The sequence below is a fragment of the Pandoraea pneumonica genome, from assembly GCF_902459645.1.
Lineage (GTDB): Bacteria > Pseudomonadota > Gammaproteobacteria > Burkholderiales > Burkholderiaceae > Pandoraea > Pandoraea pneumonica.
The window spans coordinates 161,581-187,189 of sequence record NZ_CABPSK010000001.1; the positions used below are offsets into that span (position 1 = coordinate 161,581).

20 protein-coding genes, 1 tRNA gene and 1 riboswitch are annotated in these 25,609 nt (G+C 58.7%); of the genes, 8 read left to right on the forward strand and 13 right to left on the reverse strand.

Annotation, left to right across the window (positions count from 1 at the left end; translation table 11 throughout):
• Positions 1-133 precede the first annotated feature (133 nt).
• The 4 genes from PPN31114_RS00730 to ompR all read right to left on the reverse strand — a co-directional run bounded on the left by PPN31114_RS00730 (position 134) and on the right by ompR (position 3,740).
• Positions 134-661: a carboxymuconolactone decarboxylase family protein gene (locus PPN31114_RS00730; RefSeq protein ID WP_150677618.1), complete on the reverse strand. Its 528-nt coding sequence runs from the start codon at positions 659-661 to the stop codon at positions 134-136.
• Between the two features lie 59 nt (positions 662-720).
• A complete protein-coding gene (locus tag PPN31114_RS00735; RefSeq protein ID WP_150677619.1) occupies positions 721-1,269 on the reverse strand; it encodes a peroxiredoxin in 549 nt (182 codons plus the stop codon).
• Between the two features lie 233 nt (positions 1,270-1,502).
• Positions 1,503-2,846: an ATP-binding protein gene (locus PPN31114_RS00740; protein ID WP_150677620.1), complete on the reverse strand. Its 1,344-nt coding sequence runs from the start codon at positions 2,844-2,846 to the stop codon at positions 1,503-1,505.
• A 168-nt stretch (positions 2,847-3,014) separates the two neighbouring features.
• Positions 3,015-3,740 (reverse strand): osmolarity response regulator transcription factor OmpR, encoded by a 726-nt coding sequence (gene ompR, locus PPN31114_RS00745; protein WP_058378278.1) that lies wholly within the window; start codon positions 3,738-3,740, stop codon positions 3,015-3,017.
• Between the two features lie 169 nt (positions 3,741-3,909).
• Here ompR and PPN31114_RS00750 point away from each other — a divergent pair, with 169 nt between their 5' ends.
• The 3 genes from PPN31114_RS00750 (at position 3,910) to PPN31114_RS00760 (ending at position 7,180) form a co-directional block, all read left to right on the forward strand.
• Positions 3,910-4,224, forward strand: coding sequence for a hypothetical protein (locus PPN31114_RS00750; protein WP_150677621.1), 315 nt, complete (start codon positions 3,910-3,912; stop codon positions 4,222-4,224).
• A 125-nt stretch (positions 4,225-4,349) separates the two neighbouring features.
• Positions 4,350-5,921 (forward strand): DUF1800 domain-containing protein, encoded by a 1,572-nt coding sequence (locus PPN31114_RS00755; RefSeq protein WP_370865849.1) that lies wholly within the window; start codon positions 4,350-4,352, stop codon positions 5,919-5,921.
• A 23-nt stretch (positions 5,922-5,944) separates the two neighbouring features.
• A complete protein-coding gene (locus PPN31114_RS00760) occupies positions 5,945-7,180 on the forward strand; it encodes a DUF1501 domain-containing protein (protein ID WP_150677623.1) in 1,236 nt (411 codons plus the stop codon).
• 103 nt (positions 7,181-7,283) lie between these two features.
• Here the strand turns inward: PPN31114_RS00760 and hpnD are convergent, their stop codons facing one another.
• Both hpnD and PPN31114_RS00770 read right to left on the reverse strand, forming a co-directional pair.
• Positions 7,284-8,252: a presqualene diphosphate synthase HpnD gene (gene hpnD, locus PPN31114_RS00765; protein WP_246182352.1), complete on the reverse strand. Its 969-nt coding sequence runs from the start codon at positions 8,250-8,252 to the stop codon at positions 7,284-7,286.
• A gap of 52 nt (positions 8,253-8,304) precedes the next feature.
• On the reverse strand, positions 8,305-8,715 hold the full coding sequence (locus tag PPN31114_RS00770) for a DUF427 domain-containing protein (protein ID WP_150677624.1): 411 nt from the start codon (positions 8,713-8,715) through the stop codon (positions 8,305-8,307).
• 235 nt (positions 8,716-8,950) lie between these two features.
• On the opposite strand from PPN31114_RS00770, the gene PPN31114_RS00775 reads away from it, so the two are divergent.
• A tRNA-Leu gene (locus PPN31114_RS00775) sits at positions 8,951-9,037 on the forward strand.
• Positions 9,038-9,191: 154 nt separating this feature from the next.
• Here PPN31114_RS00775 and PPN31114_RS00780 read toward each other — a convergent pair.
• From PPN31114_RS00780 to PPN31114_RS00790, 3 genes are read right to left on the reverse strand one after another with little or no spacing between them, the layout of a single operon-like run.
• Positions 9,192-10,517 (reverse strand): TniQ family protein, encoded by a 1,326-nt coding sequence (locus PPN31114_RS00780; protein WP_150677625.1) that lies wholly within the window; start codon positions 10,515-10,517, stop codon positions 9,192-9,194.
• A complete protein-coding gene (locus PPN31114_RS00785) occupies positions 10,510-11,661 on the reverse strand; it encodes an AAA family ATPase (protein ID WP_042116362.1) in 1,152 nt (383 codons plus the stop codon). Before PPN31114_RS00785 ends, PPN31114_RS00780 begins: the two co-directional genes overlap by 8 nt.
• 10 nt (positions 11,662-11,671) lie before the next feature.
• Complete coding sequence (locus PPN31114_RS00790; RefSeq protein WP_150677626.1) at positions 11,672-14,410, reverse strand: DDE-type integrase/transposase/recombinase; 2,739 nt, start codon at positions 14,408-14,410, stop codon at positions 11,672-11,674.
• 1,173 nt (positions 14,411-15,583) lie between these two features.
• Between PPN31114_RS00790 and PPN31114_RS00795 the strand changes: the two genes are divergently transcribed.
• The 3 genes from PPN31114_RS00795 to PPN31114_RS00805 all read left to right on the forward strand — a co-directional run bounded on the left by PPN31114_RS00795 (position 15,584) and on the right by PPN31114_RS00805 (position 18,351).
• On the forward strand, positions 15,584-16,264 hold the full coding sequence (locus PPN31114_RS00795; RefSeq protein WP_269147752.1) for a DUF6471 domain-containing protein: 681 nt from the start codon (positions 15,584-15,586) through the stop codon (positions 16,262-16,264).
• A gap of 916 nt (positions 16,265-17,180) precedes the next feature.
• A complete protein-coding gene (locus PPN31114_RS00800; protein ID WP_150677628.1) occupies positions 17,181-17,771 on the forward strand; it encodes a hypothetical protein in 591 nt (196 codons plus the stop codon).
• A 25-nt stretch (positions 17,772-17,796) separates the two neighbouring features.
• Entirely contained in the window at positions 17,797-18,351 is a 555-nt protein-coding gene (locus tag PPN31114_RS00805; protein ID WP_042116357.1) for a hypothetical protein, read from the forward strand.
• 286 nt (positions 18,352-18,637) lie between these two features.
• Here the strand turns inward: PPN31114_RS00805 and PPN31114_RS00810 are convergent, their stop codons facing one another.
• From PPN31114_RS00810 to PPN31114_RS00820, 3 genes are all read right to left on the reverse strand, one after another.
• On the reverse strand, positions 18,638-21,085 hold the full coding sequence (locus PPN31114_RS00810) for a TonB-dependent siderophore receptor (protein ID WP_174987514.1): 2,448 nt from the start codon (positions 21,083-21,085) through the stop codon (positions 18,638-18,640).
• Between the two features lie 91 nt (positions 21,086-21,176).
• Entirely contained in the window at positions 21,177-22,223 is a 1,047-nt protein-coding gene (locus PPN31114_RS00815) for a FecR family protein (RefSeq protein ID WP_042116352.1), read from the reverse strand.
• Entirely contained in the window at positions 22,220-22,783 is a 564-nt protein-coding gene (locus tag PPN31114_RS00820) for an RNA polymerase sigma factor (protein ID WP_174987517.1), read from the reverse strand. The genes PPN31114_RS00815 and PPN31114_RS00820 overlap by 4 nt, the downstream gene beginning before the upstream one ends.
• 392 nt (positions 22,784-23,175) lie before the next feature.
• Positions 23,176-23,240, forward strand: a riboswitch (Fluoride riboswitch).
• 76 nt (positions 23,241-23,316) lie between these two features.
• Here PPN31114_RS00820 and PPN31114_RS00825 point away from each other — a divergent pair.
• Positions 23,317-24,639 (forward strand): voltage-gated chloride channel family protein, encoded by a 1,323-nt coding sequence (locus PPN31114_RS00825; protein ID WP_197088100.1) that lies wholly within the window; start codon positions 23,317-23,319, stop codon positions 24,637-24,639.
• Between the two features lie 448 nt (positions 24,640-25,087).
• On the opposite strand, the gene PPN31114_RS00835 is transcribed toward PPN31114_RS00825, so the two are convergent.
• A complete protein-coding gene (locus PPN31114_RS00835; protein ID WP_197088099.1) occupies positions 25,088-25,597 on the reverse strand; it encodes an HIT family protein in 510 nt (169 codons plus the stop codon).
• Positions 25,598-25,609: the final 12 nt, after the last annotated feature.

A 25,609-nucleotide genomic window follows, 5' to 3' on the forward strand; every position in this document is an offset into this window, starting at 1 on the left:
TGTCGTCCCGATGTCGATGCCGCTAATAGAAACGGCGCTGCGGGGATGATCCCGGCAGCGCCGTTTTGCTTACATGCGACTTAGTTTGCCTAAAGTCGCATTACTGCTTTACCGCCTCAACTGCATCAGCCACTTAGGCCGTTTCGGCCGCAATGACTTGCGCGGCCGCGTTGATGACGGCGGCGATACGGCCGACGTCACGCAGTTGCGCCGTGCTCATGCCTTGTTCGCTGGCGAGCAGATGGTAGTGCGACTTCACGCAGAAGTGGCACTTGCCGACGATCGACGCGGCGAGCGCGTACATCTCGAAGCGACGCTGATCCACGCCGCCACGGGTGGCGTAGGCGTTCATGCGCAGTTGGGCCTTCTCGTTCTTGAGGTCGGCGTTGTCGGCCATCTCAAGATACGGATACCAGGTGTTGTTCATGCCCATGAGCGCGGCAGCGGTCAACGCGCCTTCCAGCTCTTCCGGGGGCAGCACGCCCGATTCGCGGATAGCCTTGATTAGCGGCTGGCTCTTCGCGGCAAACGCAGCAGCCAGCGCGACGCCCACGGCGTCGGTGCCTTCCAGCGAGGAACGAGCGATCGTGCCGTCGAGGTTCAGGCGGATGTCCTTGGCGTAGTCGGGGATCTTCGCCTTAATCGCGTTCAGGAATTCCATAAATTTCTCCTATTGCGTTGGGCTGAAAAAGCCCGCTTGCGCGGGCTTCGAGACGATGCTTACAGCGTTGCACCGCCGACGGCGCGGTTGCACGGGCAGAGTTCGTCCGTTTGCAGACCGTCCAGAATACGCAGCACTTCTTCCGGGTTACGGCCGACGTTCAGGTTGTTCACCGAAACGTGTTGGATGACGTTGTGCGGGTCAACGATGAACGTTGCACGCAGGGCCACGCCAGCTTCCTTGTCACGCACGCCGAGTTGGTCGATCAGAGCACCGGTCGTGTCGCCGAACGAGTAGTGGTTCAGCTTGTTCAGATCCTTGTGCTCACGGCGCCATGCCAGCTTCACGAATTCGTTGTCGCCCGAACCGCCGAGCAGAACAGCGTCGCGATCGGCGAAGTCGTTCGCCAGCTTGCCGAATTCGACGATTTCGGTCGGGCACACGAAGGTGAAATCCTTCGGGTAGAAGTAAATGATCTTCCACTTGCCCGGGAACGAGGCTTCGGTGATGGTTTCGAAAGCCGACACGCCGTTTTCTTCATGGTTGTTGAAACCAGGCTTGGCCGCTTCTACCGAGAACGCTTCGAGTTTGTCGCCGACAGTTTTCATCGATTTACTCCTTAATTGATGCGGTTAACGTTGGATGTCTTCGAATACATCGCAACCTGCAACTACCCGGGTTCACGCGATCCCGGGCAACTAACGGATTATACGCTATCGAATAATCGACGGCAATAGTTAATATTTATGCGGGGGATAGTTAAATCAAATCCCGTCGATAGGATTTTGTGAGTTGCCCGGCAGCGGGGCGAGTGAAGAGGCCAATTTCCGCACGATACGCCTTATTTAGCAAGCGGAAATGACACGATGATTTCAAGCCCGGAGCCGGGGCGCACGTTGCGCAGCGATGCCTGTCCCTTGTAGCGCGAGGCAATGCGCTGCACGATCGCCATGCCAAGCCCCGTGCCGTCGGCCTTGGTGCGGGCGGTGTCCACACGATAGAACGGACGGAAGACCAGCGCGAGTTGCTCTTCGGGAATGCCCGGGCCGGTATCGCGCACGCGCAGTTCGACACGTTCGCCAAGCACGCGTGTCGCGATGTGCACGTTGGCGATATCGGTCTCGGCGTCGCGGCCGTACTTGCGGGCATTCTCGATTAGGTTGTTGAGCAGGCGCTTCAGATCAGTGCGCTCGGCGAGCACGAAGGTCTCATCGGACAATTCGACGCTGATGTTCAGATCCTCGCGGCCTTCGAAGGCATGCACGGTCTCGCGCACTGTCTCCGAGAGGTCGATGGTTTGCAATACCGTGCGTGACGCCGGGCGAGCGTAATCGAGGAAGCGGCCGATGATCTCGTCCATCTGCTCGATGTCGCTGATCATGTCGCGCTTGACCGATTCTTCCGACGGGCTCATTTCCGTCTCTAAGCGCAGACGGGCGAGTGGCGTGCGCAGGTCGTGCGAGATGCCCGCGAGCATTAGCGCGCGGTCGGCTTCCAGCCGCTCCAACTCTTGCACCATCTGATTGAAACTTCGGTTGGCTTCGGCCGCTTCGCCCATGCCGCGCTCCGGCAAGGGGTCGGGCCGGTGGCCGCCGCCGATGGCACGCGCGGCATGCGCCAGCCGGGCGAACGGGCGGTTCACCAGCGCCGTGATGAAGGCCGCGCCGATCAGCGACAGCGCCAACGCGAACGTCCCCCAGCTAAATAGCTGCAAGCCGGTCGCGGTGTCGATGCGGTCTTGTTCGATGGCGACCCAATAGTCGTCTTCATCGATCTTGAAGCTGATCCACATCGCAGGAATTTCATTGACCGAGGAGGCGATCACCGTATCGGTGCCGAGACGGCGCTGAACGTCGCGCGTGATGAGGTCGGTGACGACGCCGCCTGTCTGCTTCTCGATCTTGTCGACGGGTTCGCGCGGGTACACGCGAATGCCTTCGTTGCTCTCCAAGTCTTGCAACAGCGCGCGACGCAAGTCGGGTTCGGAATAGAGCAGGGCGGTGCGCGTGAGTTTGACGATCGAGACGAGTTGCTGCGCCACGCGTTGGGCGCGCGGCTCGCGCTCGATCACGCGAAAGCTCTGATACCAAGCGGCCAGACTCACGCCGATCAGCAGGGCAATCAGGAAGAAGGTACGCCAGAACAGACCGCCGAACAGCCCGCGTACCATCCGAATCGGATGCATGGGGTTGCTCCGTCTAAAGCGTAATGCGTGAGTGCGACGTCGTCCGGCGGGCCAGCGTGTGCGTCACACTGCGCCTCGTCAGAGGCGCTGCCGGATAAGACACGACGCCGGTGCGCGAAGAGGTCGCGACCGGCGTCGTTTTGATGCGTGAGACGTGAAGCCGAGGTATCACGCGCCGCCGTCCGGGATGAAGACGTAACCCAAGCCCCAGACCGTCTGAATAAAACGTGGGCTGCCCGGGTCCGGTTCGATCAGTTTGCGCAGACGCGAGATCTGCACGTCGAGGCTGCGATCGAACACTTCGTATTCGCGGCCGCGTGCCAATTCCATCAGCTTTTCACGCGAGAGCGGTTGGCGCGGATGGCGGGCGAAAACCTTGAGCACGGAGAACTCGCCGGTGGTCAGTGCGATTTCTTGACCATTCTTGGTGAGCGTGCGCGTGGCGAGGTTCAGGGCGAAGTCGCCGAACTCGAACGTCTCCATTGTTTCGCTAGGCGCACCCGGAAGTTCGGGCGGAGCCTGACGGCGCAGCACAGCGTGAATACGGGCGACGAGCTCGCGCGGGTTGAAGGGTTTGGGCAAATAATCGTCCGCACCCATTTCGAGGCCGACGATTCGGTCGACATCCTCGCCCTTGGCCGTTAACATGATGATCGGCGTGCGGTCATTGGCGCCACGCAAACGGCGGCAAATCGACAGACCGTCTTCACCGGGGAGCATCAGGTCCAGCACGAGCAGATCGAAGCGCTCGCGCACCCAAAGCTTGTTCATGGCCGTCGCATTTTCCGCAACGAAGACATTGAAACCCTGTTCCCCGAGGTAACGACGGAGCAGGTCGCGCAAGCGCGGATCGTCGTCGACAACCAGAATTTTGGAAGCGTTTTTATTTTCCATGCCACGTATCTTAGCTCGAAATGCCGCGAACTGAGGAGGCCGCCAAAGCGGGTTACAAAGGGTTACACAATTTACCCTACGGCTTGTGCAATGACCATAGGCAGTGGGTACACTTGCACCCCTGCCAGGGCGAAAACCTGCCGCGTGGCATGAAGGACATACGCAAAAGATGAGATGGGCTGCTGAGTTGACGCTACTGTTCGGGGGGATCATGCTCTGGGGACACCTGAGCGTGACGTACGCCCGTCCCGTGCCGCATTTCAGTGCGCAAACCCATGCAGCACCGAAGGTCGAGCGTGCTACCACGCCGCCACGCAACGCGCCAAAGAATTCACCCGCGAACGATCCGAATGCCGAGCGTCGTGCCGACGATCTGCCGAGTCCGCCTGCGGGCCGCCGTCCCAACGGCCATATGACCCCGGAAGATCGGCGCTTGCTTCGCGAGCATATTAAGGATGCAGTGCGCGAGTTGTATAGCCACTGACCGACGCGAAACCCAGCTCCGTTCGCCAACGTTGCCCCCTGTGATGCGAGCGTCTCATGAAGCCGAACCGAATCCAGCCAGCCTCGATCGACGCTGGCTTTTTTTGCGCCCGCCGTTCCTCGGTCATGACAGCCGCGATGATGGCGGCGCTGGCTTTGGTCACCGTACCCGCGCAGGCGGCGAGCGGCAAACATGCCGCGACGGCTTCCGGTAGCGCGCACCGCACGGCGCGCACGCCGACGACAGCCGATCAGTCCCAGCGCACGCTCAGCGAAAGCGATGCGCGCTATCTCCTCACCCGCACCGGTTACGCCCCCGACGCCCGGGAGCTTGCGCCCTTCGTCGGCCTGACGCGTGCCGAGGCGGTCGACCGGCTGCTTGCCGAGACGCGCCGCACCGCCGTGACGCCGCCCCTGCCGTGGGTCAACGACGCGCCGCTCTACGGTGCACCGGTCAAGAACATGACCGACGATCAGCGTCGCGAACTTAATCAGCGTCGCAACCAAATGGCGAATCAACTCGCTGGCTGGTGGGCACAGGAGATGGCGACGACGCCGTCGCCGCTGACCGAGCGCATGACGATGTTCTGGCATAACCACTTTGTCTCGAGCGACGACAAGGTGCGCGAGCCCGGGGTGCTCTATCGCCAGAACGTGCTGCTGCGAGCGAATGCCCTCGGCAACTTCGGCACGCTGTTGCACGCGGTATCGAAAGACCCGGCGATGCTGATCTATCTCGATGGGGCGGGCAGTCGCAAGGGCCATCCGAACGAGAATTTCGCGCGCGAAGTGATGGAGTTGTTCACGCTGGGCGAAGGGCATTACAGCGAACAGGACGTGCGTGAAGCCGCGCGTGCCTACACCGGCTGGAGCATCGACCGTCCGACGATGACCTACCTCTGGCGGCCGAACTTCCACGATACCGACAGCAAGACCGTCCTCGGCCAGACCGGCAATTTCGACGGTGATCAGATGCTCGACGTGCTGTTGGCGCGTCCAGAGACGGCCACGTTCGTCACGACGAAGCTTTGGCGCGAGTTCGTCTCGCCCACGCCTGATGCCGCACAAGTTGCCCGCGTAGCCGATGCCTTCCGGTCGAGCGGATACGACATCCGTGTTGCGCTCAAAGCGTTGCTGTTGACGCCCGCCTTCTGGGACGCACGAACGCGCGGCACGCTGGTCAAATCGCCATCGGAGTTCGTGACCGACACCGTGCGCGCGTTCGACATTGGCTATGACGATCCGGTGATGCTGGCGCAGCAAATGCGCGTGCTTGGGCAAGACCTGTTTCGTCCGCCGAACGTGAAGGGCTGGCCCGGCGGCGATGCGTGGATCGACAGCACGACGCTGCTTGCGCGTAAGCAGTTCGTCGAGCGCATGTTCCGCGCGACGGAAAACGCCAACGCGGGTGGCCCGGCGATGGCGCCGCAGATGTTGTCGGCGCGTCCCGGGGTGAAGCTCGCTGCGTTGCGGCCTGCGCAAGCGATGCCGCGTACGGTGGCAGGGGTGCGTTTCGATTTGGCGCGATGGTTGCAGCCGTATTCGTTGGGTCCGGTCGACGTCCCCGACACCGGCGCGCGAGACGCGTTGCAGAGTGCCGTGCTGCCGTTCGCCCCGGCCGCACCGCAGACGGCGAGCGATAACAGTGCCGCGTATTTGCAGGCGTTGTTGATGGACCCAGCCTATCAATTGAAGTGACTTGCAGTGAAGTGAGGTGTGACATGCATCGACGCGATTTTCTGACCTTCGCTGGCGGTCTTGGGGCTGCCTGGCTGACCCCGGCGCCGTTGCTGGCGGCAACGCAATCCCTTGCTGGCACGCTGCCGGGAGGACTCGCCAGCGCAAGCAACTACGGCAATTTGCTGATTCTGATCGAGCTAAAAGGCGGCAACGACGGGTTGAATACTGTGATCCCGTATGCCGACCCGATGTATGCGAGTCTGCGTCCGACCATCGGTATCAAGCGCGAGCAGGTGGTTCAACTCGACGAGCGCAGTGGTTTGCATCCGTCGCTGCGTGCGCTCATGCCGATGTGGCAGGCCAAGGAGTTGGCGATCGTGCAGGGCGTGGGGTATCCGCAGCCGAATCTGTCGCACTTCCGGTCTATCGAGATTTGGAACACCGCATCGCGCTCCGATGAATACCTGCGGGATGGTTGGCTGTCGCGCGCATTTGCTGAACACGCTGTGCCGACGGGCTTCGACGCTGACGGCGTGATCGTCGGCAGCGCAGAACTTGGGCCGCTGGCCGGAGGAGCACGGGCGGTCACGTTGACCAATCCGGCGCAATTCCTGCGCGATGCGAGCCTCGCGTCTGCCAATGCGGCGCAGGTGAGCAACCCGGCGTTGGCGCATGTACTGCGTGTCGAGAACGATATCGTGAAGGCCGCCGACGGTTTGCGACCGCGTCAGGGGCAATACGTGCTCAAGACACCGATGCCGCAGGGCGCGTTCGGCAACGTGGTGAAGACGGCGTTGCAGGTGGTCGCGGCGGCCGATTCGCCGACGGGCGTGCCTCAGCCGGGGCGCGGCGTGGCGGTGCTTCGCCTGACGCTCAATGGTTTTGACACGCACCAAAATCAGCCGGGGCAGCAGGCAAACCTGTTGCGTCAGTTGGCGGACGGGATGATGGCGCTGCGCGCGGGGCTGACCGAACTGAATCGTTGGCAGTCGACGATGATCGTGACGTATGCGGAATTTGGACGGCGTCCGCGCGAGAACCAGAGCAGCGGCACTGACCACGGCACGGTGGCGCCGCACTTCGTGGCGGGCGGCCGGGTGAAGGGCGGGATGTATGGCGACGTGCCGCGTCTGGACCGACTGGACGGGAACGGCAATCTGCCATTCGCCGTCGACTTCCGCGATGTCTATGCGACGGTCTTGCAGCGCTGGTGGGGGATGAATCCGCAGTCGGTGCTGGGCGGTCCATTCCGGCCGTTGGATATTCTGCGGGCGTGATTCCGTGGGCGTGATCCCGTGGGCGTGATGCCCGGAAGGTAAGTTCGAATGCCGCTGTCTTAGCGGCATTCGTTTCTTGGGGCTGATGTGCGGGCGTCGCGTCTTATCGAGCCCGCCAAGCGCGCCAGAATTTGCGCAGCGGCGTGAGATCGATGCGCTGGTGCAGCACCTGATAATCGCTCGTGGCTACCTCATCGAGTAGCGCGAGTTGCAGCGCGGCGAGGGCGAGCAACGGCTTTTGTTTGCGGCGGTCTTTCTTGGGAATCGCCGCCATCGCTTCGCGGATGGCCTTGCGCGCCCGCTCATCCTGAAACTTCATCAGCGCGACGAATTCGGGCGAATAGCGGCCATTCTGAATATCCGAAGCCGTCACGCCGAAGCGCTGCAATTCATCGATAGGGAAGTAGACGTAGCCTGCGCGCGCATCGACGCCTGCGTCGGTCACGCGCCGTGCGAGGGTGATCGCGTGCCCAAGCGCGCGTGCACGTGTGGGTGTTTGCGCATCTTCAAATCCGTACACATGCGCAGCGAGTTCCGCAGGCGCGCCACCGGCGGCATCGCAGTAATGATCGAGCCCTGCGAAATCCAGATACCGCATCTGCGATAGATCCATCTCCGCGCCGTGCAACACAGCGTCAAACGCGGTGCGCGACAGCCCGGTGTCTTTGACCACCGGCGCGAGCGCACGAGTGATTGGGTGCACCGGCTTGCCCGCAAAGAGATTCGTAATTTCCTGACGCCACCAGTCGAGCTTCACATGCGCGACGCCCGGATCGTGCACGGCGCTGTGAATATCGGCGATTTCCTGACTGAACGCGTGCACGGCGTAGGCGGCATCGCGCTTGGACGGCGGCAGTTGCAGCAGGGCGTAGTAGAGCGCCGATCCCGGCGGACCCGCTTTCTGGCGGCAATACTCGTTGGCCTGTGCGGGGCCGGCGGGGGTGCCGACGTTGTCGTCGGCGGTCTCGTGGGGTTGCATGTGCTTCGGGGTATCGGTCGGGTCATTGGCCCGAACGTCGGCGCGCGCTCGCGCAGCCGGGGCAATGCCATGAATTGGGGCGAATTCTAGCATTGCACCGCGTGAGGCATGGCATCACGTCGCACTTTCCTAATGCGGTGGCGCTTCAATTGCCGAGCGGCTCGCTCGCGTCGATGTCGACGCGATTGGGGTAGAACGCGACGTAGTTAGCGATGCTTTTGACGGCATCGAAGGGCGTCTCGTAAGTCCAGATTGCGTTTTCTCCAGCCTCACCCAAATCGGCGATCGAGTAGTACGAGGCGTCGCCTTTGTAGGGGCAGTAAGTCTGATGCTCGGTGCGGACCAGGCGCGACATCTCGACGTCTTCGCGTGGGATGTATTGCACGGGTGGATACGACGCTTCGCGCAGTGTGAGGGCATTGCGGGTGTCGGCAATGACGTGTCCGTTGGCGCGAACGACGACGCGTGTGGTCGAAGGGGTAACGGTGATCGGGTGATCGGCGGAGGGGGTGAGTTGCTTGCGCGCGGCGGGAGATGCGTTTGAGGGCGAGGCCATTCGAGGCTCCTGATGACGTACGGTTGAGCCAGTATCGCCATCGTTTTCTCGCGCATCAATCGACACGTGGGAAGACAATTGCCGCCGATTTTCACTTCGTGTAGAATGCTCGCCTGCTTTGACGCATGCAGCAGGGGCGGCGCCAGTCGCCCCTTTTCATGTCCGACAGGACGCATGCCGTCGACCCGATGCCGGGATGTCGACACCTTACCCAGGTGCCCGACACCCACGGGCTGCGAGGATGGCGAAATTGGTAGACGCACCAGGTTTAGGTCCTGACGCCCGAAAGGGTGTAGGGGTTCGAGTCCCCTTCCTCGCACCACGACTCTTTTTAAAATCAACGGGTTACGTTGTCGAGTTACCCATAAGTTGGCGGTAAACGACAACTTATGGTTCCTAAAATTCCCCTTGATTCTCATTCTGCGAGAAAGCTCGTGGCGACGAAAGCCGTGCTCAGCTTCCGTCGCGATATTTCGTCAGTTGCGGCTCGCCAGAGCGAAGCGTTTCACGGCCTTCTGTTGGAATTGATTGGCTTCTGTACGGTCATATCGGCATTCTGTGGCGGCAGCCAACACCTTGCGCCGTGATACCGAGCGCCCCGCAACTCTGGAAAGCCGTGCGTGGGTCTCAAGATAGTGGTCCCTGCGAACTGATACTCGAACGATTGCTTTATTGCGGATGCGCGTTTTCGTCCGTTGAAAGACGGCATCGCAAAGTTCGGGCAGTTCCTTTCTCAGAGTCCGCATCCCGATGCCGAGGGATGTGGCAATCTCCCCAAGGGTTCGCGACGACAGCGGATTCGCGAGGTCGCTTTCAATGGAATCACGAGTCGCGGCCCAATCGATAATTGTGCTCGCGTTGCGTCTTTGTCTCTCGACCAGTTCTGGGGCACATGTTCCCAGTCCCTGCACACACGTGTCTGGTTTGTTTCCAAGGATGGTGTCTTCCACTGGCACGTCGAAGAACTGAGAGAGTTTCAATAGTACCGGAAGCGAAGGCGTAGTTTTGGCATTGACCCAGCCATGCACATTCGATTTTGACTCGTCGAATTCTCGTGCGAATACACAGTACTTTCCTCCGTAGTGTGCCTTTATGGCGTGACTCAAAAACTGAGCGGTCCGGTCATGCCTCGGAGTGATGTGTTTGAACGCTGACGCAGCGTCGAGCAGTCTGGCGACTCTGCGCGCAACGTCGATTGAGCGAGCGTCTGCCGGCTCTGCAGGCGAAATAGCGAGGGGCTCATCGCAATGTCTGCATCGGCCGGGGGTGAAATACATGCGAGCCGCTGTTCGACCGCAGGCGCAGTAATCAAGCAGACGCACCTCATGAATCGGGCACGCGTTGACCATTGGAAGCGTCCAAAGCAAGCGGTCATACGGGCCCAATGGGGAGCTGAGGTCGTTCTCGACGCAGGCAGGGCAGTGACGCCCCGCACAAAGACCTAGTCGATATCCATGCAGCCAGGCTTCGAGAGGGAGTAGCGTCAACCGGTCTAGGTCATCGCGAACACAAAGCGTGTTCATGCCGTGCACCCATGCTTTTGCCATAGGACCGAATCCCGACATTGTTCCTTCCTTCCATCCATGCGAAAACGCGCTTCCGCCCATTCCTGGCATGTGCTTAACGATTGGCCACACTTTGTTCTCAGCGACCGCGTGCGGGTGAACGTAATGACTGAGCGCAATTCTGCACACTAAGCTGAAGAGGTTTTCACGAGTCGCACCGTCCACGCCCAGTGGGGCAACGTCCGGGAAGTAAGCGCGCGTTGGTATGCCTTGGGCCTCAAGAAGTGCTTCAAGCATTTGCTGCCTTTGCTTTGTTGGAGCGCTTTTCCCCTGTCGACGAGGACGCGGCCTCTCGCAGGTCCGTCTGGTAAGAAATGGCCTCCTCGTGCTTGGCGCGGAGGCGGGTCATTGCATCCTTCGCTGGCATTCTGAGAAAGGGCGTGATGCAGAGCTCACCCCTGATAGTCTCGTCCGAAATACTCGCGAACTCTTCGGGCGAAGGCATTGCCGCATAGACAATGTCGTCGCTCCATTCGCATGAATTGATGTCCTTCCCCTTGTTCATCTGTTCGAGAAGCCGGAGGGCCATCATAAGGATGCGGATGAATTGGCCAGTGATTCCAAAACTTCCCAAAAGTAGGTCTTTCCAAAGGTGCTCGAACTTCGCGCCTGCTAGAGGGAAGCGAGCTTGCACGGAAGCGACGACCGAGCGAAACGCCTTTACATCTTCTGGGGTATTTCCGTATCTGGGAAAATGAATAATGTCCGTTCGCCTCGCCAACTGTCCGCTCGCTCGAACAATCTCCTCCGTGCCGTATGCGCCGAGAAGTAGGAACGTAATCGACTTATTGTTGGCGAGCGATTTGAGGACGTTGCCCCAATCTTGGGATGAGTGCAACGCGTTTGCGAAGTGAATACACTCATCGAGGATGACGACTTTTGTTCGTCGTCTCGATAGGGCTTGACCTGCTACGTATTGAGCAAAATGTATGGCCGATTCCTCCCCGGGTGCTCGCGTTCCAAGGACGGAACTTGTTCCCGGTCGTTGCGAGAACTGAGCGGGGAGGTCCGCCTCGGGGACCATGAGTTCGTGCAAGATGGCTCTGTAGAAATCTCGCCAGGGAAATGTGCTCGACTTCGACTTGCAGGGCGGGACGTCAAGTTTAATGGCGGGGATAAATGAGGGGTCTGCACGCATTTCGTCCGCATATAGCGATATCGTGTCCTCGAGAATCTTTTCCCCAAGCTTCGTCTTGCCAATTCCGGGTGGCCCCACGACGGTTGTGAGGTTACCGCTTGCGAAGGGAGCAATTGACGTGCGAATGCGGTCGAGCGCGTCCATCATATTTCTATGAGGGAGGCGAATCGTGTCCTTCAGGTATTGCAGTTTGAGGTCCAGGCCTCCCTGCTGAGCCATTTCCAATGTGGGGCGAAGTATCATTTTGAGTCTCTCAGAATTGCTCCAGAATTTCGACGTCCGCATGGTCGTCTTTTTCTTCTCTGGCGGGTGGATGGGTGTCTGTCAGCGCGTCATCTGCCAGTGGTGTGTTCTCTGGCGCAGGCGTTTCGCTAATCTCATGCAGGTTGTTGTCCGGAGGCGGTGAGCGCCGATTCCTATTAGAAGGTGACGCGATTTCGTTCAGTCTTCCGTCTAGGTACGCGTCTATGAAGCGTTCAATTATTTCTAGTGTGATGACGCGGTTATTCACGCCAGACTTCTTGGCATCCTTGGTGACCACACGAATCGCGTCAAATACATACCTTAGTTCCCAGTGACTGAGCTTCTCCAGCTTCGCCGTGAGCTTGCAAACGCACTTGAGCCACTCTCCACCCAATGCTACGTAAATGTGCCCGCAGTTCCACGGGTCGTATACGGCGGGAAGCTTCATGCCGATGGCATGCGAGAGCTTTTCGTGAAAGTAGGGAATCTCGTAGAAGAGCACACCATCCGACTTGACCAGCCGCGCCCCGCCTCGAGTGAAAGGAATGCAAGTACGCAGGTAGAAATCCTCGTCATATTCGACCTGCTGATGCGGCCGATTACCCGTACGTTCGTATCCGAAAGCCAGTGCGTCTGCAGGTGATACATGCGTGGCGGAGTGCGGGGCGGTGTTGTAAACGTGGTATGCGTAGTAGTCCAGCAACGCATGTAGCACCGGGAAATCCAGCAGGTCTGCATTGAGCGGATTGACTGACTTTGTCATCGTTCGAACGTGCTTCGTTGCCTTCGTATTTCCAATCAGGTTGTGTATGCATTCGGTGTTACTTGTTCCAAACCAGCGCTCAAGTACGCTGCCAAAGCGAGGGTGATGCGCTGGCCGAAAGCGGAGATGGATGTTGAATGACACGCACCAGTAATGCATTGCGTCGGACCTGAATTCGGCGCCGTTGTCGACGATTAGAATGTCCGGTTTTCTGCGATGCCGGGACACCATTTCGCGAAGAACCATCATCACCGACGCGAAATTCGGCGGATGCGCCGAGATGTACAACGCCAGCACCGTCCGTGAATACGCATCGAAAGCGACGGTCAACCACGGTCGGATTTTTCGCTTCTCGCCATGGCGCGTCCGAATCACGACGTAACAGTCGAGTTGTGTGTGGTCGATGTGGACTACATGAAACGGGTGTAAGCCTTGAATCGAGTCTCCTCGCTCAAGGTTCAAGACCTGCGCTTGCAACTGATACGCGCGTCTGGCGCCGAGGCGAAGAGTTGTGTCCTTTAGCGCCTTACTTTGGTGGTAGTACCATTTGGTCGAAAGTGGCTTGAGTCCGGCCTTCTCGCAAGCCGTCACGTACTGCTTGTAGCTGAACTTCCCGGTGGGGTTCGTCGGAGTATTTCCGTCCGCTTCGACCTTGCTGAGGAGTTCGTCATGCGCCGGGTCATACCGCTTAGTTCGATTGCCGCGACGTACTTTTGGCAAAAGGGCGATGATTTGCGCGACATCGCTTGTGCCGGCGAGACGTATCAGTTGCGTCCAGCGCTGTAGTGAGCGGCGGCTTGCGGCGCCGACATTCTTCCCGAGTCGAAATGCATTGACTTGCAGGCGTCGATTCGTCGCTTGATTCAACTCTTTCACCGTGACGTGGCGCAGGGACTCTGTTGGAGAGTCACCGTCCTGACGCACTGGCCGAATGTCGGTGCCGAATCGCCTTGCAAACTCTCGACGAGAGATGGAGAGAGCCTTGCCGCCTTCGCTCACCAAATGCACGTCATCAGGACTTACCGTGTGTATTTCGAACGTCTCGGAATCGAGTTCGAAAATCGCGCCCTCTCTAAGCGCGAAGTCGACCTGCCACTGCACGAGGTGACGGGCTGGTCTCGAGCTTCGGAGGGCATCCAGGGCTTTTTGCGACAGGCAAACAATGGCCCGATGTTGCTCGCCAAAAAGGTCCTCTTCCCAGTCAGCCAGAATCTGCCTGTCCACAAGTGCTTTGTGGACGTGGTCGATGGTGAAGTACTGAACTTGCACGTGCTCACCCGATGCCGAAACCTCCAATCCGCATGAGCGCGACATGAGCTGCTCAATCGTCGTGGATTCCAGTGCGCTGTCTTTCAGAACGGTCAGGATGCATTCAAGGTTGGTTCCCGGCACCGGTGCTGCTTCTGACGCGATGTAGGTCTGAAGGTACTCGACGTTATCTCGAAGCGTTGGCGATATTTCCGTGTTCGCACGCAGCCGATAGGTAATCCCAAGCCTGCCAAACTCATCTTGGCGCTCCGGGCACTTCCAGACTCCCGAATCGTTCTGGTATCTGTATGGCTGCTTTGCTACAAGTGTCTGCAGTTCTGCCTCAGTCTTCCACTCGTCCACGAAGACTTGTCCGTCTTCCACGACGAGAAAGTCTGCCGTGTACTGGGTGGGGGAGTTGTAGGTGGACTCTCTGCCCTTCATCAAACGATGAACAGTTTGCCGATAGTGGATGGGCGGTGGTTGACTCGCGTAATAGTCCGTGGCGAGTGACATCTCGTAGGACATGGCCGCAGCGTACTCCACCAAACTCTCAGCCGTCTCGCTGACGTTGGTGAGCCGATTCACGTATTTGGTAACAACGTTACCTACCTTGGACTCGACCTTCCGCGATGGGCCTTCGTTAAGGATGCTCTGGCGCACGTAGTCCCTGCCTTCGTGTGTCAGAGCGAGAGTCTCCGTCATGCGCAAAAGCGCATCGGTGTCTATGTACTTCATGTCGATGCTCTGCAATGGCTCCCGCACGCCAAGACGCAAAAGGTCCTGACGTGCGGACGCCGTCCGCGCTGAGTCGGCTCGGCTTAGCGCGAATGACAACGGACACTAGTCGCTCACGAAGGAGGGCTAGTGTTACGACCTGTGGGGAAGGGGATTACAGTCGTCGGTGACGATGTCGTACGTTCAAAACGCGAACGCGTTGCGGCGGACGTGCTCGATGCGACGGCGTGGAGCGCGCGTGCGCAGGGCAGGGGGTCGGCTTACGGGGGAGAAAAAGAGGATGCATGATTTCGTCTGGTTAGCGCTTCCTACGGGCGAGCGCGGTCATTTGACCCGATGGACGAAATCTGCGAAAATAGCGGGTCATGGGCGCGGTTTCGCAAGAGATCGCCCAAAAGGGGCATGGTTGGAGATTCTGACCTTGCCCCTTTTTCTTTTTGCGGCCCGGATGCGTCTCGCGTTCTGGGTCGGGGGCAAGGTCATCAGAAACCTTTCTACGGTGGTAATGATATTTTCATAGGGTCCGAATCCTATCCGAAAAGTGCCCCCGCGTGCAAGCGTGATTTTCAACTTGATCGACGTTGCCGGATTTTGGGGTGGAGATGGGCGGAGATAAGTCGAAATTAACGGTATACTAATTGTGCGTATATTTACCTACTTCCAAGTCCATCGTGATCGCTCAAAAATATGTTTGACGTAACTTGTTAGCGCTAGGTGCGTTCGCGCTTCGCTTAGTCCAAAATATGGGTGCACCATGAACGTCCAGGGGATGGCCCAGTTGGGAATCGGCGTCCATGAGTGTTCAATACAGATAAGCAGACTTTCGGGGGCGGTTTTAACCACACTTAGTTCGTCTGGCATGCTCCAAAGATCATTTAAATGTTCGACGGACTGGGGCGTAAATCGCGCGGCCATAGAATCCGGTAGTTTCTGAAGAAGCTCTCTCAACGATTTTTCATTTAGCCGGCGCGTGTGAAGGCTCAGTTCTATCGATGGGAATGACTGAAGCGTTTTCTCTAGAATTCTTGTATTTGTAGCCAGAGTTCCAGCAGGGAACGCATCTGGAAGGTGATGGAGCGGTAGTAGTACACCTTCAATACAAACATGCATCGATAGCATTGTGTCAATTGAGTCCGCGCGAGCTCCTTGGCGACCTTTGGTCGTCCTATCTCGATGCCGGTCACCGTGGCGATCGGGGAGCAAAGTGAGGTTCTTTTGAGTCACGTACCTACTCCTTGGACTCGACTGGCATCGCGCTGCGTCCGCAGCATGGTGCTCCGTCAAGGCATGACGGTAGACGACCTGTTGGTCGCGTTCGAGACGCTTGGGATCATGCACTCGCGCCGAAGCCATGAAGGGCGGCTCGATCGTGGCACCTTTGATTGCGCGTACTTTCTTCAGGTCATGGTCGCCTCACGGTCGACGTTTCCTCCGTATTGGGCACCTGCGCTCTTGAATGTAGACCCCGATGTTTGCGACGCTTCCAGCTTCGATTGGGACGCCGCATGCGTCGAGATTTTTACGTTGGAATGCCGGGCTGCCCTCTATCGAGCCAAACTAGAACTAGCAAATAATCCGCTTGAGCGGCAGGACGTGATTAATCGCCTGCTTAATGAGGTCAAAGGGGCGAGAGGTCGAGTTCCATTTACGCTGCTAATGTATCTCGCGATGTTTGCACCAATGATTGGTTTTGATTGCTATTTAAGTCTGCGTGACGTGATGTTGGCTGAGCGAGAGTTGCCTCTTCGTCCGCCGTCTGCTCCATCACGCGACATGACCGATGAGCGACGAATGTCTGCGTCAGTAGGTCGACCGATCGGCCTCGCGCCGCGAAACGGCGGGTCTGGGCAGTAGGAATTTCGCCATTTAGGCTCGAAAAATCGGTCAAAAATTCGTGATCAGCGTCTATTTTGGTGAGTAATATTACATACAATAATAGGTCGTTTCCCTTGGGACGCAAGGGCTGATTTTCCAGACTTCTCCGCCTTCTGCCCCGGAATTTTGTCCGCTTATGGCGAGCGCCAGCGTCGACCCCGCGCTTTTTCGATACTCACCGGCGCCGTCGGCTAACTCGGGGGATGCCCGTTGTAGCATCCGAGTAGTCGAAATAGAGCAGTAAATTCATACCCACACGTTTCGCAAACGTATTCTTGGTGCACGGTGACACTTCCAATACCGCATGCGCCCATAGTGACGCTCTCTGAACCGCATTCAGGGCAGTGAGTCTTGCCTGTTGCGTACACACGGGATTCCCACTCGTTGGAGTTGCTTGCCATGATGTCCATCCTCTGAGGTCGGGAGGGGCTCGCCTCGCGTTCTTACGCAAATCGCCGATATCAGTGGATTCGCCCCGTATCCATGTTCCATCGAACACCGTAGGTCATCTTTGGTGGCTTCGCCAACGTTTTTATCGCGTGCTCTCGATCCAGTCGACAGAGTGATTCACGGCACTCAGCCCCTTTAGTGAATGCGCTTACGGCATGAACCTACGCCACGTCGTTTAGCCGCTGGTGGTTGAGGGCAGGACGTCTTCGTCTCCGAAGTCACAGCGACCTACCGCCCCAAAAATCATGGTCTCTCGATATTCCTATACTCCTTCGCGCTAATCGTTTGGCGTCGACTCACCTGCTGTCATTTGGCCGATTACGTCGCCTATCCAGGTGCCGGGCAATCGTCCATCAAGTGTGGGGGATAGGGGAGCGGCCATCGGCTTGCCCACGACTTATCACCTCTTTCGAAGACAGCGTGCAATCTCTAGCAAGGAGCATATATGCCAGTTCAACCGTATCTCGGAAAATACGTTGTATTTCAAGGTGTCACGCAGGAAACCGCGGCTTGGGCGCCGGACTTCCACCTTCTGTGCCCAACGTCCGGGCGCAGACTCGCAAATCGAATGCGAATCGAGGCAATTCCTGGCTATGACCGATACACGAAGGGTCTCGAAGTCGGTGCCATTTACTCCTGGAAAACCAAGCGCGAGGAAGCGGTGATAGATGAGGGGCTTGGCTTCTACTCGTTCCTTGCCAAGTTGGCTCTTTTGGTTGGGCACGACTGGCGCGCCGAGAATCCGCCGGGCAGGCCGGGGCCGTTCTTCGAGCTTCTACGCTATGGGCTGCAACGGGCGCACATGAGTAGTTTTGTCGCAAGGAAACTGCTCCACGATTTCGACGATTGGGAGGCGAGGGTGGAGGCTGTTGGTGACTCGGACTTCTTGGCTCAATACCGCAAGACGGAGGCGTTGATTTTCTCGGCGAGATTCGGCGCGTTGTATTTCGATGGCGTCCCTGAACCTGAACCCTACGATTTTCGCCGGCTGACGGGGCTGATTTTCAATGGCTGCGGGGACGACGACCAAATTTAACCGCTGAGCAAGCAAGGAGAATTTTGTGGCGACTTCGTACTATATCCATTCGTTGCGCAACGTCAGCAAGCGTTTGCCGGGAGCTCCGAAAGTTCAGTGCTGGTGGAAAGACTCGCTGATAGCGGAACTCGCTCCGGGTTGTTTGGATGGTCTCGCGGACTATGACCTTGGAGACGTCAAAGATGAGGATGTGGCCGTGTACAGGGAAAATCCTTCGCAGGACGGATACAGTTTCGAGCAATTCTGCGAAAGACTGCTTCTTATCCTAATCGAAGGAAGAGAACTTGAGCCGGCACGCGATGTTGGCGCGTGGTGCGACGAAATCGCGGAGATCGTAGAGCGACGGGGTGGCTGGCACGACGACGAGGGGCGTGGGCCGTTCTTCGAGATGTTCCGAGACTTGTATCGCGGGAGACCTATGGACGACGACGTGTGCAGAAAGCTTGTGGCGGATTTTGACCGCTGGGAAGCTCATGCACAGAGCATCGGGAATAGAAAGTTCTACGACTACTACCAGATGCTTCGCGAGTGCTTTCGGTTCGCGTCAAGTAACGGCGTTGTGATATTTCCCTACGAGTAGTCCGAGTCCAAGCAGTCGCACCTTCGGGCGCGGGTTGAGGGGCCGACGTAACGACGAAAGGAAACGAGCGACTCAACTAAAGGGAGGCCGACATGTCGGCCTCCTGCTGAGATTGCGTGACGGTGACTGCGTGTCCCTGTGGCACATCCTGAGCCGGAAGGCGCGCAGCGAGCATCGGTTCTGCCACTATTTTATGGATGATACGACCGAAATCGAGTGCTAGCATTCACCAGCGGCCTTAGTCAGCCATATCGGTTGCGGCACGTCGGAGGTGACGTGCCGGCCATCACCAGTTGTATTTCAATCCGGCTAGCACGATCCGGCCCTGACCCCAGTTACAGGTATCGCCGCTGCACGACGAGACGAAGCGCCGGTCGAACAGGTTGCTCGCGTTGAGCGAGACAAGCCAGCCGCGCATTCCCGGGAAGCGACGGCCCAAGTCGTAGCGCACCGACAGGTCGACGAGCGTAACCGAAGGCACCTGGAATGAGTTTGCCGCGTCGCCATACGTCGCGCCGACGTAGCGCACGCCACCACCGAATTGCAGCCCCGACAGATTCCCCGCCTTGACCGTGTAATCGGCCCACGCCGAGGCCATGTTGCGAGGAATGCCGACCGGCGACTTGCCCTGCACGCTGTTGCTCTGTGTGTTCACGAGGTTCGTGTAGGTGTAGTTGGCGATCAGTTGCAGGTTGTTTGTCAGGCTCGCATGCGCCTCGAGTTCGATGCCACGCGAGCGTACCTGCCCTGTCTGCACACTGAAGTTCGTGTGCGCGGGGTCTGCCGTCGTCACGTTGTCCTGGGTGAGATGGAATCCACTCACCGTGACGAAGCTGTTGTAGCCGCGCGGCTGGAATTTCACGCCGACTTCGAACTGCTTGCCTGTCGTTGGGACGAACGACTTGCCCGAAAAATCCGTGCCGATCTGTGGTGCGAACGAAGTCGAGTAGCTCGCGTACGGCGCAATCCCGTTGTCGAACTTGTACACGCCGCCTAGACGCCACGTAAACGCGTGATTGCTCTGCGATGTGGTGGCGCTGCCCGCCTTGTACGGCACGAATTCCTCGTCGGTCCAGTCTTGCCTAACGCCCGCGAGGAAAGTCCATCTGCCGACTTCGATCAGATCCTGCGCGTAGGCGCCGAGCTGGTCGAGCCGCTGAGCGCCGGACGTGCCGAACATGAAATTCGGATACGGAATCGATTGCCCGTACACTGGATTCGCGATCGAAAGCGACGGTGTGTCGTCGAAGCTCCCGAGGAAGTCGTGATCGTATTGCAGGTGCTGATAGTCGAGCCCGACAGTGACCTTCTGTGTCACCGTGCCGAGCGCGAATTTCGCGCTGAGCTGGTTGTCGAGCGTGTGCATGTTGACCGTGCCCGAGTTCATGTAGGGCGTGCGGTTGATTGTGGTCTGATCCGCCGACAGCGAGTCGTAGCTCACGTACTTCACGGTCTGTGTGTTGTGCAGGAACCGGTAGTTTTGCTTGAACGACCACACGTCGTTGAACGCGTGTGAGAACGCGTAGCCGATGGACGCCTGCGTCTTGCGAAAACTGTCGAAATCCGGGTCACCGATGTCGAGTCCACGCGGCAGCATGATCGCGCCGGGTTTGACCGTCCCTACGACCGGCACGAAGTTGTAGTTGCCCGCCTCGGGGTCGACCTGATAGCTCGCGAACACGGTCAGGCTCGTGTCTTGCGTGGGACGCCAAGTCAGGCTCGGCGCGATGGCGAAGCGCTTTTCGCGCACGTTGTTGGTCTGCGTGCCCGTGCGAAAAGCGTCGCCCGTGATGCGGTACAGGACCTTGCCGTCCTGGTCGAGAGGGCCGCTGAAATCTGCGAAGAGCTGGGCGCGTCCGTAACTACCGGTCTGGACGCCAATCTCATGCATGGGCGTGTCGGTCGGCATTTTGCTCTGGAGATTGACCACTCCCCCCGGCGAGCCCTGACCATAGAGTACGGACGCTGGGCCGTGGACAAATTCGATGCGCTCCAGCATGTACGGATCGAAGCTCGTGACGTTATAGCCCGCGATAGCGCCCGGCAATCGGAGGCCATTCAGATATTCCTCCACCTGAAAACCGCGCGCGTAGAGATATTCGAGCGAATCGGTGTTGGTGCCGCGCTGCTCGGGGTTGATGCCGGATGTGTAGCGGAGTGCCTGCGCCACGCTTTGAACGTTCTGCACATCCATCTGGTCGCGCGTGACGACGGAGATAGCCTGCGGCGTTTTGATGAGCGCGAGGTCAGTCTTGGCCCCTGCGCTGCTCGTGTTGGCCACGTACCCGATGGCCGGCTGATCACGCGAAGCGTCTGCCGTAACGTTGGTCGTCGGCAATTGCGCGGCCGTGTCGTCGGAGGCGCTGCGCTTGAGCGTGTAGGCACCGCTGCGTGAGACGATCACCTGAATGCCGGAACCGGCGAGCACACGGTCGAGTGCTTCGCGGGGCGTGAGGGTGCCGTGCACAGCGGGCGCGGTACGGCCCGCGACGGTGTCCTCATCGAACAGCACCTGCTGCTTCGATTGTGCCGAGAAGGCGCGCAGCGCGCTGTCGAGCGACTGCGAGGCAATGTCGAATGTGACGCGCGTCTGCTGTGCGTGTGCGCATGGTGCGCCGACGGTGAGCAACGCTGCAGCGGCCGTGACCGTGAGTGCCGCCGGTCGGAGCCCGAGCGACGCGCATCGCAAAACACCGGCTGACATCCATGTGCCGCCGCGATTCCCTGCTTTCATCCTGCTTCCCCGTGTTGTCATGAAACCGAACGATTCCGGCCTCTCAGACGTAAGACGCTGTTGGCAACGAAGTGGGAACCCAACGTGTGAATTATTTATTCGAGACGATGCGTACACCGCCGTCGGGCTGCGGTTGTACGCGCACGGGAAGTAGGTCGGGCAGCGACTCCACGAAGGCGCGAGGTGCGGTTGTCGTGGCGAATCCGGAGACGGGCAGGGCCCCTAGTACCGGACTGTCGAGCGTGACGGGTTTGCCGAGATAGCGGCTGAGTGTCTGGGCCACTTGTGAAAGCGGCGTGCGGCGGAATGCCAATTGCCCGCTGCGCCAGTCTCCAATATCGTCGGCGTGCGGCGAGAAGGCGACGGTCGCGCCGGTTATCGTGTCGACGGCGACGCCCCGATTCGCGGTAAGCACGATGACGCGGTCTCTCTCCTCACGGTCGGGACGGACTTCCACGCGGCCCTCTCGCACGCTGACGACGAGACTCGGCGGACCGGCATCGACGTTGAACATCGTGCCGACGACGCGCACTTCGGTGCGGCCGCTCGTCACGGTGAACGGGCGCTCGGCCGCGTGCGCTACCTGAAAATAGGCTTCGCCTTCGCGCAGCACGACTTCGCGTCGTCGGGGGTAGTAGCGCACTTGCACCTCGGTGTCGGTGTTCAGGGCGAGGGCGGATCCGTCCGGCAGTGTCACCGTGCGGATTTCGCCGTGGGCCGTGCGCAGATCGAGCCGGTAGCCGGGGAGGTTGTCATAGGCGATCCAGCCGCCGACACAGAGCACCAGACTGGCAAAGGCGAACGCCGACGCGAACCATGCGCGATGTCGGCCTGCCCCGCGGGTGCGGAGCGTGTCGCGACGCGGTGTGGTCGCGAAATCTGGCTTCGCGGCACTCTCGCTAGCGAGCACGGGGCGCGGTACCGCCGCAAACGCGTGCCAGGTCATGGCAAGCGACTCGAAGGCGGCGCGATGCGCGTTGTCGGCAGCGAGCCATCGGTCGAGCGCCTGCTGATCGGCGTCGGACCAACTGTCGTGCTGGGTTCGTATGCGCCATTCGGCGGCGACCTCGTGAACTGCCAGCGTATCGGGAGTGACGGGGTCACGCGGCGCGACGGGGGGAGTCTGCGCGGACGTCATGCTTCGTCCTCGTTGCGAAGTTCGGCGAGTGCGGGTCCCATCTGGTCGGCGCGCGCATATTGCACGCGCAGTTCGCAATAGGCGAAAGCGCGGCTGAGATGCTTCACGACCATACGACGGGAGATTTGCATGCGTTCGGCGACTTCGTCCTGAGTGAGACCATCGAAGCGATAGAGCACCAGCGCTTCACGTTGACGTTCGGGTAACTCGGCGAGTGCCTGTTGCAGACGTTCGAGGCGCTGGCGGCTCGCGGCAACGTGCTCGGGGTTTGCGTTACCGGGGGCGGGGAGTGCGTCGGCTTCGAGTTCGGAATCGCCGAACGATACCATGTGCGCCGGATCTTGCCGATCGCGATGCCGGTCGTGCAGAAGGTTGGCCGCAATCTGGAAGAGATAGGGGCGATGCTTGTCGGGCGCAGGCACAGGCTCGTTTTTGCCGAAGCGGGCGAAGAAGCGGGTGAACGACTCCTGCATGGCGTCTTCAGCCTCCGCACGGTTGCCTAGCCGATGCTGAAGGAATCGCAACAGCGGCAGGCGGCACGACGCATAGGCCTGTGCCACCCACGACCGCGAATCACCGTCCGAAGCCTCCACTGTGCGCCACCATCTCCCTAATTAAATGCAAATGAGAATCGATTGCAATTATAGGGAAAGAGAAACGAATTGGAAATCAGAAAATGCTGGTCGTTGTCTCGACAGGGCATCGTGTTGCGGTATGGAGTGGCGGAAACTATCGAGGTTGACCAAATCGACCGACGGGTGCTCCTGGCTCGGATCAATTGTCTAGAAGCCACGTTGACGCATGTGTCGATATGCGACCTGCGGCGATTGACGGTCTCGGACGCTCGGAGCGCAATTCCAAATATGCTGGACGCGTATCATTTTCTACTCGTGGGTCAATCAATCCAAGTCAGTCGTTTGCCGGCGTCGTCCTGCTCTGGTAGACTCCGCAGTCGAACTACGGAGATGGCATTCCTCCCGTAACCGCCCTTGCAGGGCTGATGATGCCTGCTGAATCCTGGATACAGGAGGATGCAGGACGCCCTTGCTCTCCTTTGTCCAGGTTTTTCGTGTCTGATTAACCTGGAAACCTCATGAAAATCCATAAATTGTCAGCTGCGCGAGAGCAACTGATGATGCTGCCATTCCTTGGGCGATGGGTTGCGTTAGCAACCGTTGTCGGAGGTCTGTCCGGTAGCGCTTCTGCACTTTTTCTGTGGTCGCTCGAATTGGCGACCGATACGCGCCTAGCTCACCCTTGGTTGTTATGGCTTCTTCCTGTCGGCGGATTCGTCGTTGGCTGGCTCTATCTACTCTTTGGACAGAGCGTGGAAGGCGGAAACAATCTTCTCATCGACGAGATTCATGATCCGAAGAAGGTAATTCCTCTTCGCATGGCTCCGCTCGTGTTCTTGGGCACGGTCGCAACCCATCTTTTTGGCGGGTCTGCCGGACGAGAGGGCACCTCAGTTCAAATGGGAGGCGCACTTGCAGATCAACTCACCCACTTTGTACGACTAGACAGTGAAGAGCGCAGGGTCATATTGATGACCGGCATCAGTGCGGGTTTCTCATCTGTTTTTGGGACTCCATTAGCTGGCGCAATATTCGGTCTCGAAGTTCTGGCGGTGGGGCGGCTGAGATATGACGCCCTGTTGCCGTGTTTCGTTGGCGCAATCGTAGGTGATTTGACGACTCGTGCTTGGGGTATCCATCACACAGAGTACGTCATTGCTTCGATGCCACCGGTCAACGCAGTACACATTCTGCTCGTGATTGCGGCGGGAGCGGTATTTGGCGTGGCAGGGATGCTATTTGCCGAAGGGACGCATGCAACTTCTGCACTGTTCAAAAAGGCTTTCAAGTTCGCGCCACTGCGCCCATTTGCTGGCGGTATCCTCGTCGCGCTAGCCGCGACACTCATTGGAACGCCTCAATATCTTGGGCTTGGTATTCCCACCATCGTCGACGCCTTCCACCATCAATTGCCTTGGTACGATTTTCTTGGCAAAGCTGGCTTTACGATTCTCACTCTGGGGTCGGGATTTAAGGGCGGCGAAGTTACCCCACTCTTTTACATCGGCGCGACATTGGGCAATGCCTTGTCGCACATTTTGCCGCTGGCGGCTCCAGTGCTCGCTGGCCTCGGGTTTGTTGCGGTGTTTGCTGGCGCCGCTAACACTCCTATCGCTTCAACGGTGATGGCAATCGAGATTTTTGGACCCCAAATTGGTGCGTACGCTGCTATTGCTTGCGTAGTCAGCTATTTGTTCTCGGGACACACGGGTATATACCGTGCTCAGCGCATCGGACACGCGAAGCGAATCTCTATTCCAGAGGGACTCAGGCTCTCCGAGATTCACGCATTCCGGCGTGATAGCGCGTCCCGCCCAGATACTTCGGCCGAACGACAGTAGCTCCGCCAAAACTCTCTATCGCATTCAGGATCACATCATCATGAGTAAACATTTCGCGCTTAGACTCTATTTCCATCACTCGGCTCGCGTTCGCCCCTCTCGTTTCTGGCATAAGGTGGCTCGACCGTCACTTGCTTCACACCTTCTCAAAAAGGCGAGCGAAGCGGGCATTCACCAAGTCGTAATGCACCATGTGAAGGCTGGTTACCTGCCAGGAGACAAGCTGAGCCACGACCATTCGGACGCGCGACCCCATAGGCTGCCTCACTGCATCGAGCTGATCGACCTTGAACATCGGCTTCGCGAGTTTCTGGCCCATCACGGGGAACATCTGGAAAACGTTCGAGCTGTGTTTTTTCCTTGCGAGATTAACGCTAAGGGGACTTGATCGAACCCTGACACGTGCGTGTCAATCGTACTCAGGCACGCGCGTGTCAATTTAGTCTAGTCACTCGTAGGATTGGCGCTCTGGGATTACGCCACGGACTCCGCCTTGAGGCCACGGTGTGTCGCCAACATATCGTGGAATGACATGGATATGGACATGCGGAATCGTCTGCCCGGATGCGCCTCCTATGTTCACCCCGACGTTGTAACCGTCAGGCTCGAATTGCTTGTCGAGGAATACTTTGACTTCGTCGACCAGGTCCCACATCGCACGCTTCTCATCTTCCGATAGGTCGAAATATGACGACACGTGTCTGGTGCTGAGGATAAGCATGTGCCCGGTTGTCACCGGGTTTATGTCATAGATGACTCGTGCATGAGCTCGGCGGAACACGGCCTTGCCATCGTCGAAGCAAAATGGGCATTCGCTATCGTTGGTGCGCATGACGCCAGACCGAAGGCGCGTGGTTCGACTCGCCTCCTCTTTGCGGTAGCTGTCGCGTACCAGGTTGACGATGTACATCACGCATAGCGCAAGCCCAACCATCGAAATCGTCTGTACCGTGGTCATGGAGTCCTCTTC